The organism is Fluviicola taffensis DSM 16823 (assembly GCF_000194605.1).
Taxonomy (GTDB): Bacteria; Bacteroidota; Bacteroidia; order Flavobacteriales_D; family Crocinitomicaceae; genus Fluviicola; species Fluviicola taffensis.
In genome coordinates this window covers 2,103,784-2,121,308 of the sequence record NC_015321.1, presented here as the reverse complement: position 1 = coordinate 2,121,308, position 17,525 = coordinate 2,103,784, and the positions used below count along the sequence as shown (strand labels likewise).

Here is a 17,525-nt window from a genome sequence, read left to right as displayed (position 1 = left end):
TCTCCTTAGACAACCATGTATGAAATGAGGAAAAATTTAGCAACAGCTAGAATAAGTGTCACATAAAAAAAGATGCTTGCTACTCGTTGCCAAATCCTATGAATAAAGGCGAAAGTAAAGAAGAATGCCAGCGGAATGAAGAGTAAACTAATCCATTCAGACTGTTGATAAAAAATGATTTCGGCAACTCCTAAAAGCAAAGTTCCAATTAAAATCCAAACCAAGGAGCGATTTAACTTCTTAAAACGGATGTTACTCACCCGAAGTCTAATTTGAATTCCGATGATGCTCAATAGAAAGAGAATCACAATGGTTGCGGTTGTCCCGTAAAAGAAAACATCTTCATACTTGATCATTGAAGAGTGTCTCAAAATACGGGTTGAAAATGAATGTCCAGAAATCCACCAATAAGCCAATCCATTCCCAACCGGAATCAAGAATCCAATAATCATTAAGAGCCATTGTCTGAAACTAAACGGATGCAAAGCCCAAGCAGAAAACCAAAAAGGAACAATCAAAGCAGCACTTGGAGGAAGAAAAGAAGCTGAAAGACCAATAAATAAAACGCTATTGAACGAAGACTGAAGGTTTGTTTCAGATGATTTCAAGCGGAATAATAATCGAACAGCCTGCAATAATAAGACATGACAAATCAAAACAGAATCTACTTGATAAAAGGAATGTGAAAAGCTCATCAAGACCACATAAAACAAGGATGGTCCGTAATTATTCTTATCTAAAAACTCGTGTTGATTGAACAAAAAATTGAGTTGTAATGCATTTGCCAGAACAATCACAGAAGCAACAATGGATGTCCACCAATGACTTAAAACAGTTGTTTTCCCCCATAATCCAAGGTCAACAATATCAATGAGAGCGTGAAATTTAAAATGCGCATTTAGCAGTTGAAACCCTATAACAAGTGGAATCAAGAGAAGCAATACTAAAGGACGGTTCCCTAAAAATGGACGCAATATCATACCACGAAGTTAGTCGTAAATTTAGAAATTAGAAAAACAAACGACCGTTTACCCATTCAGGATCTAAGACGGCTTGATGCTTTTTATAGAATTCAATAGCGGGTTCATTCCAATCCAATACTTGCCAGTCCATTCGTTTTGCATCCCAGCTTTTAGCAATCTCAACCACTCTTAAGAATAAACTGGAACCAATTCCTCCCCTTCTAAAATCGGGTTGCACATAGAAATCTTCCAAATACAAACACCTTCCTTTCCAAGTCGAATAAGACAAATAGTACAAAGCAAATCCTACTATTTCTGAATCCTCATTCTCTATTACCAAAGCTTCACAAACGCGATCTGTAAACAAGTCGATTGCTAGTTTTTCAACTGTGTTGGTTACTTCATCAGGAGCTTTTTCATACAGAGCCAATTCACAAATCAATCCATGGATTGCCTGTTCATCTCCTAATTTCGCTTCCCGAATAGTCATTTTACAAACCTCCCAAATTAAATCGGAACCGGATACCAGTACTCATATTTCCTGTGGGATAGGAAGTAGCAATCTTAGGATTTGTAATCACCTGATCGTAGTAGAATTGAACTACTAGATTCGCACCAATGTTATAGTCAATAGACGATTTGATAGAAATTACTTTCTGACCTGCAGTAGCTTGTTCAGTAGACTCAACGATTTTACGGATAACCGTTAAGTTATCTCTGAATGTAAAGTCAAAACGGATATTCAACGGATTATCTGGTCGGATTTTTCCAATTTTGAATGGCAATCTCACTTTCGGGAATTTGTAACCCGCACCAACAATAATTTCATTTCCGAGAACTTCAGTGACCTGATTGTTGTTCAAGGAAAGTGTTGCAGAACGGTCTTTCTTAATCTCAAACTTCGTAATTAATCCTTGACTTTGACCTGTTTTCTTGTTTCCGATGTTCCACGTTGCATCAAATCCAATTAGCGGAGAAAAACGTTCTGAAATAGTAACCGTTTGAATATTCATTTCCGAAATAAAGTTTTGGTTCAAATCTCGATTCATCGCTGCTCCATTTTGATCAAATGCTGCATTCAAATTCGATTGAACCTGACCCAAAGTAACAGTTGATGAATATGCATGACGAACAACAAAGTTCTTCACCAATTTCTTCATGATTGCAAATTTGGCCAAACCATTGTAGTTCACTGTCCAATTTGGCAATGGCATCGCTTTAAACGGATTAACCGAACGTTGATTTAATTTTCCATTCGTATAGGAAGATAAGAAGGCACCAATCACAACTTCTTGTTGAGAAATTCCATATCCATCTCGGTATCCTCCAGAACTTCCAGAAGAGTTTCCATTTTGACTGCCCAACAAATCTGAAACCGTTTGCGTAGTTTCTCTCATTTGCTTGAAGTTTCCTGATTCATAACCTGCAGAAAGCTTTTCAAAAGCACTTCCGATTGAGATTGTTGAATAAGAAAGTGTCGATGTTTGGAAACGACTTTGCGATTGAAATACATTCGCCGCTGAATCGAATCTAAAGAAATCATTGGTGTTTTCAGTAAACGTTCTATTCAATGACAAGTCAACTGTCAAATCCTTAATCGGCTCTAAAGTAGCGCGAGCATTAAATGTTTTACTATGTGTTAATGTATGCTGACGATTCAACGCTGGGTTTCTTACCATCCAATTGTTATCCGCTGCAGTTTGGGCAAAATTATACCCTGTTTCTCTTCCTGTTACAGTATATGATTGTTGTCCGAAAATAAAACCAGTCATTGCTGAGCCATAAGAAGGATTAAATCCTAAATGTCGAGCAACTTGATTATATCCTGGTAATAACGTTCCGTCAGTTTGGTTATAAGTTGCTGAAACATTTCGAACACTCATTAATAAACGTGCACCAAATCCAACAATTGGGTTCACCTTATTCTCTTTCTTCTTTTTCTGTTTACGCTCATGTTTGCGTTTTTTGCGCTCCCATTGACGACGTTCCTTCTTGGTCATTTCCTCCAAAGGTTTTGGCGGTTTTAACTCCAGCGACGCTTCTGGTTTTTTCGCTTCTTCTGGTTTACTATCCACTGGATCCATACCAGCTCTCTGTCTTGCAACAGGTTTATTTGCACTATTACCTCCATTATTCACTTTTTTGAAGAATGGAATTTTGTTGTACAGATTGGTCAAATTTGCTTGAAGTTGTCCATTAATTGTTCTACTATTTTGAACAATGTGACCGTATTCTTCTTGTCCAAGAGGAGATCGCTGCCAATTATAAGTTCCTGTATATTTCGCGTTTCCGTTTAACCAATCCAATGCCGGAATCACATTAAATGGAACATTGTATGAGAAATTATAGTCGTGTGTATAATCCATTGTTGTTCCAAATGTTCCCATTTGATTCCAAACAGTAGATCTAAAGTTTCGATAACTTTCTGGATTATCTCTACGATCTACTTGTCCATCACCTTCAACGAAAATCGAACGATTGTTGGCGTTAAAGCTAAGTTTCAAATTTTTGGTCAAATCCCATCCAAGTCTATATCCTCTATTCCATTGGAAATTTTTCACATAGACTGGCCTATATTGAAATGCATTCGCAGAAGTATCAATGGTGTTTCTGATTTGTCTTTCGTTGTAATTACGTTGTAAATCGTTTGTAAATGCAATCGTTTTAGGCAAATACCCAATACTAGTTTCGCGAATTAAGCCCCACCACTTCGACTTTTGCATGAATTTGGTCTTCTTGAATGGCTCAAATGGCTTATTGTCAAATGTATAAGCATATGCTAAGCTTCCCTTCCATTGCTTCGTTCGGTCATAATTCGTGTTGAAATCTCGGTGGAAATTTTCACTATATCCATAACCCAATGTCCAGTTTGAAACATCGTAGAAATGCGCTTTTTTGCCAGCTGCTCTTTCTTTTCTTACTCCTTGGAAATTATACGATTTACGTTGGGTATAATCTTGGGCTATTTTCGCTATACTTTTTCTCTGGCCAGCTTCGTATTCACGTAACTTAATATCTGGATTAAACGGATCGTATTCTGGATTGATAATTCCAAGTGAATATCCATAAAAGAACGGAATCGATAACTTGATTCTGTTACCAAGGAATTGCCCCAATTGCATGTTTGTTTGGAAATCCATTCCGATTTTCTGATTTCTCTGACGTTCTTGCACGCGAGAATCAACGGCACCCCAGTTTACTCCTGAGTAATTTCCAGATAAAGAGAAACTACCAAAATCAGCGGCTTGTACTTGCATTTGAGCAATTGCTGCAGACCCACCATCATCCACGAAATCAGATAAACGTAACTCGTTAATCCAAACTTGAACACATTTTGTAAGTCCATCATCTGCCCAAGGTTTAGGATCATTAATTCCAGGATTACGTACACCAATCATAATGGTTTTTATACCTTGTAAATTGGGACTTCCTTTGACTTTAATTCTACGGTCAGGATTTTGAGGGTCAATAATAACATACTCAATATTGGAAGCCACTCCGGAACTACCCGACCCTAATAAATTATTTCTTCTTTTCTTCAAATCCAACAAATCTTGGAATACAATTTCCATATTGTTAGCTTCTGGCCATACATAATCTGCGTTATTAGTTCCCCAAGTTGTTAAGCTTAAAGGAAGCTCGTATTCGTAATAATTGTCTACGAAATCGGTTCCTAAACGCACAAAAAGTGTCACATCTTTATCTTTCAATGTGTTTTTAACAACTTCTTCAGCATGTACAAACATTTTCAATTTTTTGTATGTACGAACATCAAATTGAACATTTTTATATGCTGCACGAGCATCTCCATCTAATAAATTACATACGTCTAATGTTAGAGATTGCTCGTTCATTTGACGTTGAACAGGCTGAGAAGGGTCTACTTCGCGCTGAATTCCAGGAGGAATTTGATATCCGATTGGCTGCTTTTCATTGTTTTCTTCAAAGTTCAATGCCCCAATATCAAAGGTTGTTAGGTTTGGATCTCCTGGGATAATCTCACCTGGAGTAGCTAAATCCAATAAATACTTTCTCCATTCCCCTCGCACAAGTTCCAACTTTGCAAAACGAAGAATTACTTCCTCATCAAACCCCTTCAAGAACATCCGGAAGAAACGAATCGTTCTAAAATCGCGAATTCCATTAATTGCTTTTTCTGGCTCACGAATTGGAACTTTGAACTGATACCATTTTTCAGATTTATTTGAACCAACAGGATTGTAAGTCACCACACTTGTAATGAAATTCTTTCCAACAACCATATCTGAAGGGCGAAGGCTCACTTTATATTGATAATAAGACTCTGATTCGGATAAGTTGTTGTCTTGGTTGATATCCTCTAAATCTGGTGTATTTCTTGCTTGCGTTGGATATCCTCCTCCATTCGGATTCATAGTATCTGACATCTCTGTTGTAGCAGAGTTACCTTCCATTCCATTATATCTTTTATAACGCTGAAGAATATTTAATTCTTGTTCATCATATTGATCATCTCTGTAGAAATTATAATCATCATTCGATGGATCGGCAATCATTTTTGCCTTTGCTTCAGGACTTAATGTTGAATTAGATTGAACCCAGGAAACATAACTGGAATAAGATGTTTGCTCTTCACTCGATTTATAACCATCAATACCAACATCTTGATTAACACGTGAATTTGGATCATTATCAAAGGCATTTACAACCACTTGTTGGGTTGACACTTTTGCCCAAGGAGTAGTAACAACCGGATAATTTGCACCTGCATATGGAGGTATTCCATTTTCGAAACTCTTCCGAGAATCGGAAAGCACATCCTCTGAAATATTTCCGAGATTGAAGTATAAATCACCACCACTTAAATTTGGGGTAGCCACCATTGCATCCGTATTAAATGGGTCTAAAATCCAAAACTGAATGAATTCAACATTCGCTTGCTCAAAATCATTGGTCGTTAGAGAACGCATAATTCCTCCCCAACGATCAACTGGATTGGTAAATGTTCCATCTGCATTAACAGTAGCTGTTGTATCGTAGTTATACATCCCACGATCTTTCGGATAATAACCCAATTCCAAAATTTGAATGGTTGGAATAGCACCATACGTTAACTGCTGATTGGGGAAAACATCAATCTGGCTCACTTGACGAATACGGCTATCAGAAAGCTGATCAGCGTTATCTTTGATATGTTGCGGGGTTAAATTATTGCGCGCATAGAATAAATTGTCTATCAAATACCAAGCAATGAGAGAGCGTTTGTAGCCATTTGCCAATGTTTTCAAATTTCCTTCAGGGAAAAGATCATTTTGTCCTTGAGGAGTTGAAGCTAAACGCCAAGCACTTTGCGTACGCAAATCAATAGTACTTTGGCTTCCTTCAAAATCATCCACGTATGAAATTCCAGCCTTTGAAATTGCCTTTGGCGTTCCTGGAATCAAATGTGCAAATTCACCTTTAAATGTCAAATAGGATTTTTCCTTCGTAGAAATGACGGGCAATAAATCAATAAACTTGGTCAAAAAAGGAAGTTCTGTTCGGTAATTGATATCAAAACCAATCACATTATTTTTATACGGTTCACTTCCTATATCCACTTTTTGTGTCACAGGACGCTCCATCATTCGAAGCCAAGTGGCGCCAATATTAAAGTCTTTATTGAATCGGTAATTTAAGTGAGTTCCGATCATCGATTTAGACTGGAACCCAAACACAGAATTACTTTCAATGGAAATTTTAATCGGTGTATTTGACTCTAAAACTCCCGTATTTAAGATTTTAACGCGGCCTAAGTTATAATCAACCGTATAATCGACTCCTTCCACCATTGGAATTCCACCAGCAGTAACTTTAACAGCTCCTTCAGGAACGTTCAGTGCGTTTAAGGAAATATCTGAAGTAACGGACGATTGGTATTCTCCTTTAAATACAAATCTATTTTTTGCCGGAATTTGTTGCGCAGCTGTTTTTGTGGAATCGTAGAGTTCCGTAAAAGCAATTCTATCGGCTTGTGATTCGGGAAGTCCGCCTACAGTCATCAATTTACTTTTTAGAACTCCACCAAATGGTTCAGTAGTAGAAAACATAACACGACCATTTCTCGTGTTGATTGTTCCTCCAGTTTCAGCCTTTTGTCCGTTGTAAACGATTGGTACAAAATCAAATAATCCATCTGAAAATTGTTGATTATTCACGTTCATACGATCCATATCAACCAATGTAATAATCTGCTCGGTATTTAGATTATCGTATGGCAAAATTGGAGCAAGTACAGAGGTTTCAGGATTATTGTAGAAAATGTTCAATTTGAAACCTGTTTGATCTACTTGATATGCACCGATGGAATAGATGTTTTTCATCATCAAATCCCAAGTTTTCAAGGTGGGATTGGTGATTGTTGGTTTCAACAACTTCATTAACAAGGTGTTTTGACCAGCAACACCATCTGTAGAGAATTCTCCTACTTGAAATGTTTGTCCGCGGTAAGTATATTCATAAGACACAGCAAGAACCTCATCATTGTTCAAAGGCTGACTTAAAGAGATAAAACCGAGTAAAGCATTGTAGGTATATTCAGATTCTGCCAATTTTCGAGCATTTTCTACTTTTTCGTAGTGAATAGCTTGTTGAAATGGACCTGGAGTAGCAGTTTGTGAAGATAATTCAGACACCGCACCATTAAAACCTCTAATCGATGGATTGTTGGAAGCATAATTGTACAAACCATTCGAATTATTATTCGGGAATGGGGAATTTTGAAGAGAGCCTGGCGCACCAACGAGATTTGCTGGCTTTGACTCCCCTAAATCAGAAAATGCAATAATATTTCTGGAGTTTTCCGTATTATTGATTCTATTAGTGACCCAAACCTCCATTCTTGTGACATAGGTCTCAGAAGCGACATTTGGCATTTGTGCCATCGATGCATTGTACTGATCGTGGAAGAATAAATTCAAGAAATAGTGACGGTTCGCTTCGTAATTATCTGCACTTACTTCAAAGGGTTGAATTTGTGCTTTACCAGTAATATTAATCTCTGTTCTTTTTCCTTTGGAAGATGCTCCAATCGCATCTACAGTTAAATCACCAAATCGCAATTTAGCATACGCTCCAAATAAAGTTTGTGATCCTGGAATCAATGCTCCGAAAGATGGAAAACTTACATTTCCCAATTCAATACGCTGAATGATTTGATCTTCATCTCCAGAATATCCCAACTTTGTTACGTTATCAAAATCAAATGCTGCTTGCGTATTGTAACTTGCACTTAATTTTAATTTGGTTCCAATCTGACCAACTATGTTCATTTGGATTTGTTGTTGGAAATCGAAACGTGTAATTTTCCGTTGTTTTACGGGTAAAATTGGATTATCATAACGAGACGAATTGACACCAAAAGCCAACTCTATTGATCCTTGTGGACGAATGGTTATCTCATCAGAGCCAAAAAAATTCGTAAATACTTTAGATGGTATTTTTATTGGAAATTCTAACGCTCTATCTTCTTCTGTTTGTTGATCTATTTTATCTTTCCAATTTTCCTTTAGTGATTTTTGGCGCTCATACTCCAAGTACTCTTCCAAAGTCATCATAGAAGGATTTCGATAATTCAGATTTGTATTCCCAATCGTTTCAGAAAAAATATACTTTCCCGTAATTGGATCAAAGACGATATTTTTCTTTACGCCAGTTGGATCACCCAAATCAAACGTTTGCGTATTGTTTTGAGTCGGATCCAAAGGATTATTAATCGGAAACGGCAATTTAACCGTCGTATCCGCAGGTTGCGCCCAGAATACTTGCGATACAAAACAGAAAACAACCGTCAAAAACAGTTGGTTCACTCTCGTGTAGTTAGCGTTCAAAATTTTTTCCAAAGTATTTATAATATTTTCAAGGCCCCTTTGATTAAATCTTCCACAGATTCATCTCCAGTGGCAATTTTTTCAATTGCTTTTTCTGCATTTTTCTTGTCGAAACCTAAAGAAATCAAAGCAGTTAACGCATCAAATCGGTTTGTATTGTTTCCAGCGAAAATATTTGTTGATTCAGTCCATTCTACCTTCAACATCTTATCTTTCAAATCAATAATAACCCGTTGTGCCGTTTTTGCCCCAATTCCCTTGATCGCTTGTATAGAACGTACATCTTCCGTTTGTATTGCATTGGCAATTTCAGAAGGTGACATGGAAGAAAGCATCAAAATTGCAGTATTAGGTCCAATTCCTGAGACCGATAATAAGAAATTAAAAATATCTCTTTCTTCTGAAGTGGCAAATCCGTACAACAAATGTGCGTCTTCACGAATGATTTGCTGTGTTAATACTTTTACGGACTCAGTGCTAGAAATCGCGGAAAATGTATTCAAAGAGATTTTCACAAAGTATCCAACCCCACCACACTCGATGATTAAATTAGTTGGATTTTTCTCTATTAAACGTCCGTTAAGGTGTGTAATCATAAATTATTTCGTTTGTGCATCAACAACTGCAACCTTTACCATATTTACAATTTCACGAACAGAAGAACCCATTTGCAAAACATGAACGGACTTTCTAAGCCCAACCAAAATAGGTCCAATTGCATCGCCCTCTGTGATTTCTTGCAACAATTTATACGCAATATTTCCAGAAGAAAGATTTGGAAAAATTAAGGTGTTTACCTCTTTATTTGCTAATTGTGAAAAAGAGAATTTTTCATTCATCAGGTCATTATTCAATGCGAAATTTGCTTGAACTTCTCCATCTACAATCAATGTTGGGTGGTTTTCGTGCAAAATTTTCACCGCTTCAGCCATTTTAATGGAATCATCTCCTGGAGAAGAACCAAAGTTGGAATAACTCAGTAATGCAATCTTCGGTGTTACTTTAAACTTTCTAAGTGTTTTAGCAACGTTGAAAGTGATTTCAGCAATTTGTTCGGCAGTAGGATTTGTATTAATCGTTGTATCAGCCAAGAACATAGGTCCTCTTTTCGTGTTTAAGATATAAACCCCAGATACTGTTTTCACATCTTTCTGCAAACCAATTACTTGAATTGCTGGACGAACAACATCTCTGTAATTTCGAGTCAACCCAGAAATCATTGCATCAGCATCACCCATTTCAACCATCATAGCGCCGAAATGGTTTCGTTCACGCATCAATTGAATAGCTTCATATTCCGTGACACCTTTGCGCTTACGTTTTTCAAAAAATGCTTTTCCATAAATCTGACGACGCATTTTTTCTGTATCCGATTTGGGATCAATGATAATCATATCCGGAATCTCAATCGAGTATTCAGCCACCAAAGATTCAATCACTCGTCTTTTTCCTAATAAAACTGGAATACAAATTCCTTCTTCTGCGGTATTTTGAGCAGCTTTTAATATTTTCACGTTATCCGCTTCAGCAAAGACTACTCGTTTCGGGTTACCTTGTGCTTTTGTTGTTAGATTCCGAACCAATTTATTGTCTAATCCCAATCTCTTTTTGAGAATCATTTCATATTCATCCCAATCAGTAATCGGATTCTTTGCAATTCCAGATTCCATAGCAGCTCTTGCAACTGCAGGTGCCACATGGTAAATCAAGCGTGGATCCAATGGTTTTGGGATAATTTGATCCCTTCCAAAGGAAATGTGTTTTTCACCATAAGCTTCAATCACTTCTTCTGGAATGGTTTCCTTGGCCAAGTTTGCAATTGCCTTTACAGCCGCCAACTTCATTTCTTCATTAATTCCTGTTGCACGAACATCCAACGCTCCTCGAAAAATAAATGGAAATCCAAGCACATTGTTCACTTGATTAGGATGATCAGAGCGACCTGTTGCCATAATAATATCATCGCGGGTTGCCATTGCATCTCGGTACGAAATTTCGGGGTCAGGATTTGCCAAAGCGAAAACAATTGGGTTCTTAGCCATTGCAGCAACCATCTCTTTCGAAACAATATTTCCCTTTGACAAGCCAATAAACACATCAGCTCCTTTAAAGGATTCTTCCAAAGTTGCCTCTTTTTTATGTGTGGCAAAAATCTGCTTCATTTCATCCAAATCTGTTCTTCCAGCATGAATCAATCCTTTGCTGTCGAACATAAAGATGTTATTTACAGAAGCTCCCAAAGCCATGTACAATTTAGCACAGGAAATGGCAGCGGCTCCCGCTCCCGAAATGACAATCTTCACTTTGCCAATTTTCTTTTTAGCAAGTTCCAATGAATTCAAAAGGGCAGCAGCGGAAATAATTGCAGTACCATGTTGATCATCGTGCATCAAAGGGATATCTAACTCCTCTTTTAAACGACGTTCTATTTCAAATGCTTCTGGAGCTTTAATATCTTCTAAGTTAATTCCTCCAAATGTTGGAGCAATTGCCTTTACCGTTTGAATAAACAATTCGGGATCTTTTGCATCGATTTCAATGTCAAAAACATCGATATCTGCAAAAATTTTGAACAGCAATCCTTTTCCTTCCATCACTGGTTTTGATGCCAATGGACCAATATCACCCAAGCCAAGTACTGCTGTTCCATTAGAAATTACAGCAACAAGATTGGCCTTGCTTGTGTATTTATAAACGTCATCTGGGTTTTCAGCAATTTTCAAGCACGGTTCTGCCACTCCTGGTGAATAAGCCAAAGATAAATCACGCTGAGAAGCATAAGGCTTGGTTGGTATGACTTCAATTTTACCAGGTCTACCTGATGCATGATAATCCAATGCGTCTTGTTTGCGAACTTTTGCCATAAATAGAATTGTAAGGGGCGATAAAGTTAATAAAACTAAAGACAAGACGACGCAATGTTTATAGAAAAAGAAAGCCCCTGACGATAAATGTCAGGGGCTTCACTATTGTTTATCTGTGAATTACTTCACCATCAATTTTTGTGTGTGAGTTGATGCTCCTTGAGAAACTGAAACAAAGTAGTTTCCAGCTTGCAAGTCAGCAATCGGCATTTCAATTGTTGTAGATCCTGAAGCACTTGAGATTGCTTTAGTAGCAACAACACGTCCAGCGATATCTAAAATTGAAACTGAGTACTCACCGCCATTCGCTTCGAAAGCAACATTTACGATTCCTGAAGCAGGATTTGGGTAAACTGTTACATCTGTTACTGATAAATCTTCAAGGCTTGCAGTTCCAGATGACGCCATTTTTTTAACCAATTCGTCTGTTGACCAGCTTGGAGCAACAACTAAGTCAGCACCATTCACTTGAATTTTGAATGATCCATTACCTGGCGTACCATCAAAACCATCACCATATTCATCCATCAATGTGATTGTATAACACTCACTTGGAGACAACGTGAAATTCACATCAGGCTCAGGATAAGTACCTGGAGTTGCTTGACCTCCACTTCCATGATCTGTATATGGCCCACCTTGAGCTACAATCGCACCACCAGATTTTTTGATGTTCCAAGTGAATTCAGAACCAAAAGCATCTGTAGCAACCTTCACTGTAGCAGTTATACCATTCGCAATTGGAGCGATTACCAATGCTGTTGTAATTGATCCATTTGACGCAGCAGCATCACCAGTAGTTGTAACTGTTGCAACCAAAGCTCCAGACACTGGAGCTGCAATCGGTGAACAAGTAACAGTAGCTACTCCATAAGTTGCAAGAGTTCCTGTATATGTCCCAGTAGAAACTTGTGTTCCATTCAATGTAATAGAAACAGTAGCGTTTGCTAATGACGTTGTTCCATTGTTTTGAATTTTCACAGAAGGAGTGTAAGATTGTCCTGGACAAATTTCCGTATCTGTGTTGTAAGCCAGCATAGCTGCATCAGCAGGAGCAGAAGCAGGAGCAGGACATGCTCCAACTGCAGCATATAAATTAGCAGCTGTTTCCGTACCAACTTCTGTAATGATACGATTTGGACATACTTTATATATTGTTGGGAAATAACCAATTTGGTATCCAGATAAGAATGCTTGACCAGCAGCATTATTTGGTAAATCTAAAATTGGATAAGTAGTTCCATTTACCCAATTTCCTTGACTTGCTGTTGCATAAGTACTCCCTGCATTTACACCATTTAATTGTGCAGCAGTGTTTGTTAATTGTCCTTCAATATAGAAAACCATTGCGTCATTTGTTGTACCAGCCTGTACATTTGGCATTCCAGTAGGTCCGTGTTGCTCATAAACATCACGAATAGCGTGTGTGTTGTGGTAGGTCCAACAAGGTCCACACCAAGCAGCAGAAACATCAAGAATTACAGTGTAACCATCATCCAAATAATCGTACAATGTATGAGAGGTTCCATTAAGATCCGTAAAAGTAAAGTTCGGAGCTACGCTTCCGTTTGCTAATTGCGCATTTGCCGACAAACCTGCAAGCAAAGCAATAGAAAGTAACATTTTCTTCATGTGAGTTTTATTTTATAGTTTTAATGATTAACACAAATATATCTAAATGCTTAAATTACAACAATAAATCGTTAAAACATTGGTTTCATAATAATAAAAACTATTGGAAAGCTAAATTCGACCTATGAAATGTAATCTTGTTATTCTATCGGGAGCAGGTATCAGTGCTGAAAGTGGCATCAAAACATTCCGTGATGCTGATGGATTGTGGGAAAATCACTCGATCGAAGAAGTGGCAACGCCCGAAGCTTGGAAAAACAACCCCACTTTACTACAACGATTTTACAACGAAAGACGGCTTAAGGTTATAAGCTCAAACCCCAATTTAGCACATCATTATTTCAAAGAACTTCAGGAACATTTTCATGTTCAGATAATTACTCAAAATATTGACGACTTACACGAGCGTGCTGGAAACTCAAATGTGCTTCATCTACATGGTAATATTCGGTACGCAAAGAGCTCTGGACCTAACCCAGAAAGCAAATACTACTTAATAGAAGGACACGAATTGAAAATGACTGATTTTTGCGATGATGGTTTTCCATTACGTCCACATGTTGTGTGGTTTGGGGAAGAAGTTCCCTTACTTTCTGATGCGGCTGAGATCATTAAACAAGCTGATATTTTTATCGTTATTGGAACATCTCTACAAGTATATCCAGCTGCCAGATTAATTCATAACGCACCAAAAAAGGCACGCAAAATAGTGGTTGATCCTGCTGCAAAAAAACTAAATATATCTACTGATTATATCATTTTGAATTGTACTGCAGAAGAGTCTGTTAGTCATTTGAAACAAATTCTTGGACATTAATTTCTGCCAAAAAAAAGGGTGCAATTGCACCCTTTAAATTTCAATTTAAATATTTTACTAATGCTTCACAACTATTCTTCGTGTTTGAACAATCGCTCCTTTATCCATTACAGTTAAAATATACACTCCGTTTTTAAATTCGCTAACATCTATTTTCTTGCTACTAGCGCTCATCTCCTCATTATAAATCAATTTACCCAATACATCAACAATTTTAACAGAAGAATTACCATTCTCAATCCCTGTTGTATTAATAGTCAATAAATTGTTTGCAGGATTGGGATAAGCTGAAACAGTTGCTGCAACTTTATTATCATCAATACTCAATGTTCTAGAAACGACTAAATCAAAAGAGTCAATAGCAAACCCTCCTTGGTTTGACATCACATAATACCGGTAATGGGCTGAACCCGTGCCATACACATGAATATCCGGCCACAACAATCCGTTTCCCTGGTCAGGAATTGTTTGCGCATGCATCACTCCCGGAGGATTTGGAGTTGTCCAGGGATTTGTGTTCACCGCAGCAGCAGTGTAACACTGTCCTTCCAGTTCATCATCTGGATAAGCTCCCCAACAAACACCGTCTGACCATCCTGCTGGTGCAGAAAGTTCCAACACCTTAATACGTAGGTATTGATCAGATCCCGAAACGTTCTTGACATTGAAATAAAAGATATATGTCTGATCATCCGTTACATTTGCTGTAAAGGTTGTGCCTGAAATATCATTCCCGACAGCTACTGCACCTGCATTTGACTCCCTGATCTCTACCTGAGCATTAGCAGACACCGTTAGCAACAAAAGACTTAATAGAGAGTATATTTTTTTCATAGTTTGAATTTCTAGTTTTCACAAATATATAACAGCAAATTATCACAAACAAGCTGTTTGATTCGCGTATCAATTCGTAAGAATACAATTTTTTCATCAAAAAAACAATACAAATAAGGTCAATATTCTCTGTTTTTTGATTGAAGTGCTCATTTTTAGACCTAAACGGTTGAAAAGTGATGGCAATGAAACTTTTTAGGAGTACAATCTTTTGATTCAGCTTAACATTTTTTAGGAATACAAGAGTATCCATTAACAACTGTTTAAAATTGTGTGAAGGAAAAAGTATCTTTGGGTTTCGGCACGAAAGTTGAAATTGTGCATGCTAAAATTTAAACTATGAAAAAAATCGCGTTCTTATTCCTTGGACTTGTTGTTTCTGCTTTAACATTCGCACAAGACCATGAGCCACTTATTGTAAAACAACTTCCTTCTGTAAAGTTGGTAGATATGAATGGGAAATCTGTAAATACTGCCGAACTAGGTTTCAAAGGCCCAGTAGTTATTTCTTTTTGGGCAACTTGGTGTTCGCCTTGTAAACGTGAATTAAACACCATTCATGATTTGTACACTGATTGGCAAGAAGAGACAGGAGTGAATCTAGTTGCTGTAACTATTGATGATGAAAAAACAAAAGCTCAAGTCCCTGTTTATGTAGATGGAAAAGGATGGGAATACTTGGTTCTAATGGATCCAAATGGAGATTTCAAACGTGCTATGGGAGTGAATAATGTTCCTCACACCTTTTTAGTAGATCAAAACGGAAATATTGTCTATTCTCACAACAACTACGCACCTGGTGATGAAGAAAAGTTGTACGAAGAAATCAAAAAAATAGTCAAATAAACAAGCTACTTATTATACTTCAATGAAAAACTGGATTTTAGGAATCTGCGCATTGTCAGGGTCGTTTAGTACACTCGGACAATCGAATGTCTTAGGGAATATCACTGGAAATATGGAAGCAACCTTCCAGTATTTAAATGCAGATCCTTTAATTGGAGCGGCACAACCAGTAGAAAGAGGGTTGTTGAACTCTTATATGAATGTTTTCTATTCTGGTTCAAGATTTAAAGCTGGAGCTCGTTTTGAATCTTATCTCCCAAGAATTAATGGATATCCGAATCGATTTGATGGAACTGGTCTTGGAATGCGTTATGTTGGTTGGTCTAATGATTATATTGATGTAACCTTAGGGAATTTCTACGAGCAATTTGGTGCTGGAACTATTTTCAGAGCTTATGAAGATCGCAACTTGGGTTACGATAATGCTATGGATGGCGCTCGAGTTATTTTGAGACCTTACAAAGGAATTCAACTAAAAGGTGTTTACGGAAACCAACGTTATTCCTTCCAAGGTGGACGTGTTGAAAAATCAAGTGGAGTAACCAGAGGTATTGATTTGCAGTTTCACATCAACGAATTTTTACCCCGATTGGATTCAACCGGATTGGATGTAACAATTGGAGGTTCCTTTGTCAGTAAATACCAAAAAGACGATAACGAATTATATATCCTTCCTGAAAATGTAGCTGCTTACAGTGGACGAATTGGTTTGCGCTATAAGAAATTTACGTTAAATGGGGAATACACCCACAAAGACAATGATCCTAGTGAAGACAATGGATACATTTATAATCCAGGGCATTCAGCATTGATTAACTTGGGGTATTCACGCAAAGGATTGGGAATCTCACTTTCTGCAAAATCGGTAGATAATATGAGTTACCGATCAGATAGAACGAAAGGTTTAGCCGATTTGTTTATCAACTATTTACCTGCGATGAACAAAACGCATACCTACAACTTAGTGGCAACGCTTTATCCTTATGCTACACAGCCATTGGGTGAAGTTGCCTTTCAAGCGGAAGTTCTTTACACCATTCCAAAAGGAAAAGGTGGTGGAAAATATGGGATTCCAATAAATGTGAATTATTCTACAGCTTATTTACCGATGAAACATCGTTCAGGATTTGGAATGCCTGGAGATTCTTCACGCGTCATGTATAAAGGAAATCCTTATGATTTATCGGATAGTTTGCTTTGGCAAGACATCAACTTCAATGTGACATTCAAGCTGAATAAAAACTTTTATTTGATTGCTTCCTACTTCAATATTATCATCAACAATGATGTTTCCAAAATTACTGAAGATGCTCATGGGATGATTAGTTCTCACATCGGTGTTCTTGAGGCAGGCTGGAAAATCAATAAGAAACACAGTATCCGCGCAGAAGTTCAGGCATTATTTACTGGAAACAGAAAAATGCTTGGTTTCGATTACCATACTTCGAAAGATAAAGGAGACTGGGTAACGGTAGTGTTGGAATACAATATTTCACCAAACTGGTTTATCGGATTCATGGATCAATACAATTATGGAAATCCAAATAAAGATTTACGCGTACATTATGCAATTGGTTCATTTGGTTGGATCAAAGATGCTACTCGTATCACTTTAAATTACGGTAGACAACGTGCAGGTTTATTCTGTGTGGGTGGTGTTTGCCGTTTTGTCCCAGCATCTAACGGTTTAACTGTATCGTTAACACAAAGTTTCTAATAAATA

At 37.5% G+C, this 17,525-nt stretch carries 10 protein-coding genes; 3 read left to right on the top strand and 7 right to left on the bottom strand.

What is annotated here, in order from left to right:
* Positions 1–5 precede the first annotated feature (5 nt).
* From FLUTA_RS09205 to FLUTA_RS09180, 6 genes are all read right to left on the bottom strand, one after another.
* Complete coding sequence (locus tag FLUTA_RS09205) at positions 6–980, bottom strand: hypothetical protein (RefSeq protein ID WP_013686595.1); 975 nt, start codon at positions 978–980, stop codon at positions 6–8.
* Positions 981–1,008: 28 nt separating this feature from the next.
* Complete coding sequence (locus FLUTA_RS09200; RefSeq protein ID WP_013686594.1) at positions 1,009–1,452, bottom strand: GNAT family N-acetyltransferase; 444 nt, start codon at positions 1,450–1,452, stop codon at positions 1,009–1,011.
* Position 1,453: 1 nt separating this feature from the next.
* Positions 1,454–8,788, bottom strand: a complete 7,335-nt coding sequence (gene sov, locus FLUTA_RS09195) for a T9SS outer membrane translocon Sov/SprA (RefSeq protein WP_013686593.1) — start codon at positions 8,786–8,788, stop codon at positions 1,454–1,456.
* Between the two features lie 38 nt (positions 8,789–8,826).
* A complete protein-coding gene (gene ruvA / locus FLUTA_RS09190; RefSeq protein WP_013686592.1) occupies positions 8,827–9,405 on the bottom strand; it encodes a Holliday junction branch migration protein RuvA in 579 nt (192 codons plus the stop codon).
* Positions 9,406–9,408: 3 nt separating this feature from the next.
* The gene (locus FLUTA_RS09185; protein WP_043023743.1) at positions 9,409–11,673 is read right to left on the bottom strand and encodes an NADP-dependent malic enzyme; all 2,265 of its coding nucleotides are present in this window, start codon (positions 11,671–11,673) and stop codon (positions 9,409–9,411) included.
* A 120-nt stretch (positions 11,674–11,793) separates the two neighbouring features.
* Entirely contained in the window at positions 11,794–13,305 is a 1,512-nt protein-coding gene (locus tag FLUTA_RS09180; protein ID WP_013686590.1) for a T9SS type A sorting domain-containing protein, read from the bottom strand.
* A gap of 124 nt (positions 13,306–13,429) precedes the next feature.
* On the opposite strand from FLUTA_RS09180, the gene FLUTA_RS09175 reads away from it, so the two are divergent.
* The gene (locus FLUTA_RS09175) at positions 13,430–14,122 is read left to right on the top strand and encodes an SIR2 family NAD-dependent protein deacylase (RefSeq protein WP_013686589.1); all 693 of its coding nucleotides are present in this window, start codon (positions 13,430–13,432) and stop codon (positions 14,120–14,122) included.
* A 57-nt stretch (positions 14,123–14,179) separates the two neighbouring features.
* Here the strand turns inward: FLUTA_RS09175 and FLUTA_RS09170 are convergent, their stop codons facing one another.
* A complete protein-coding gene (locus tag FLUTA_RS09170) occupies positions 14,180–14,956 on the bottom strand; it encodes a T9SS type A sorting domain-containing protein (protein WP_013686588.1) in 777 nt (258 codons plus the stop codon).
* A 339-nt stretch (positions 14,957–15,295) separates the two neighbouring features.
* Between FLUTA_RS09170 and FLUTA_RS09165 the strand changes: the two genes are divergently transcribed.
* Together FLUTA_RS09165 and FLUTA_RS09160 are read left to right on the top strand one after the other, a co-directional pair.
* Positions 15,296–15,802 (top strand): TlpA family protein disulfide reductase, encoded by a 507-nt coding sequence (locus tag FLUTA_RS09165; protein ID WP_013686586.1) that lies wholly within the window; start codon positions 15,296–15,298, stop codon positions 15,800–15,802.
* 22 nt (positions 15,803–15,824) lie between these two features.
* Entirely contained in the window at positions 15,825–17,519 is a 1,695-nt protein-coding gene (locus FLUTA_RS09160; RefSeq protein WP_013686585.1) for a DUF6029 family protein, read from the top strand.
* The last annotated feature ends 6 nt before the right edge of the window (positions 17,520–17,525 follow it).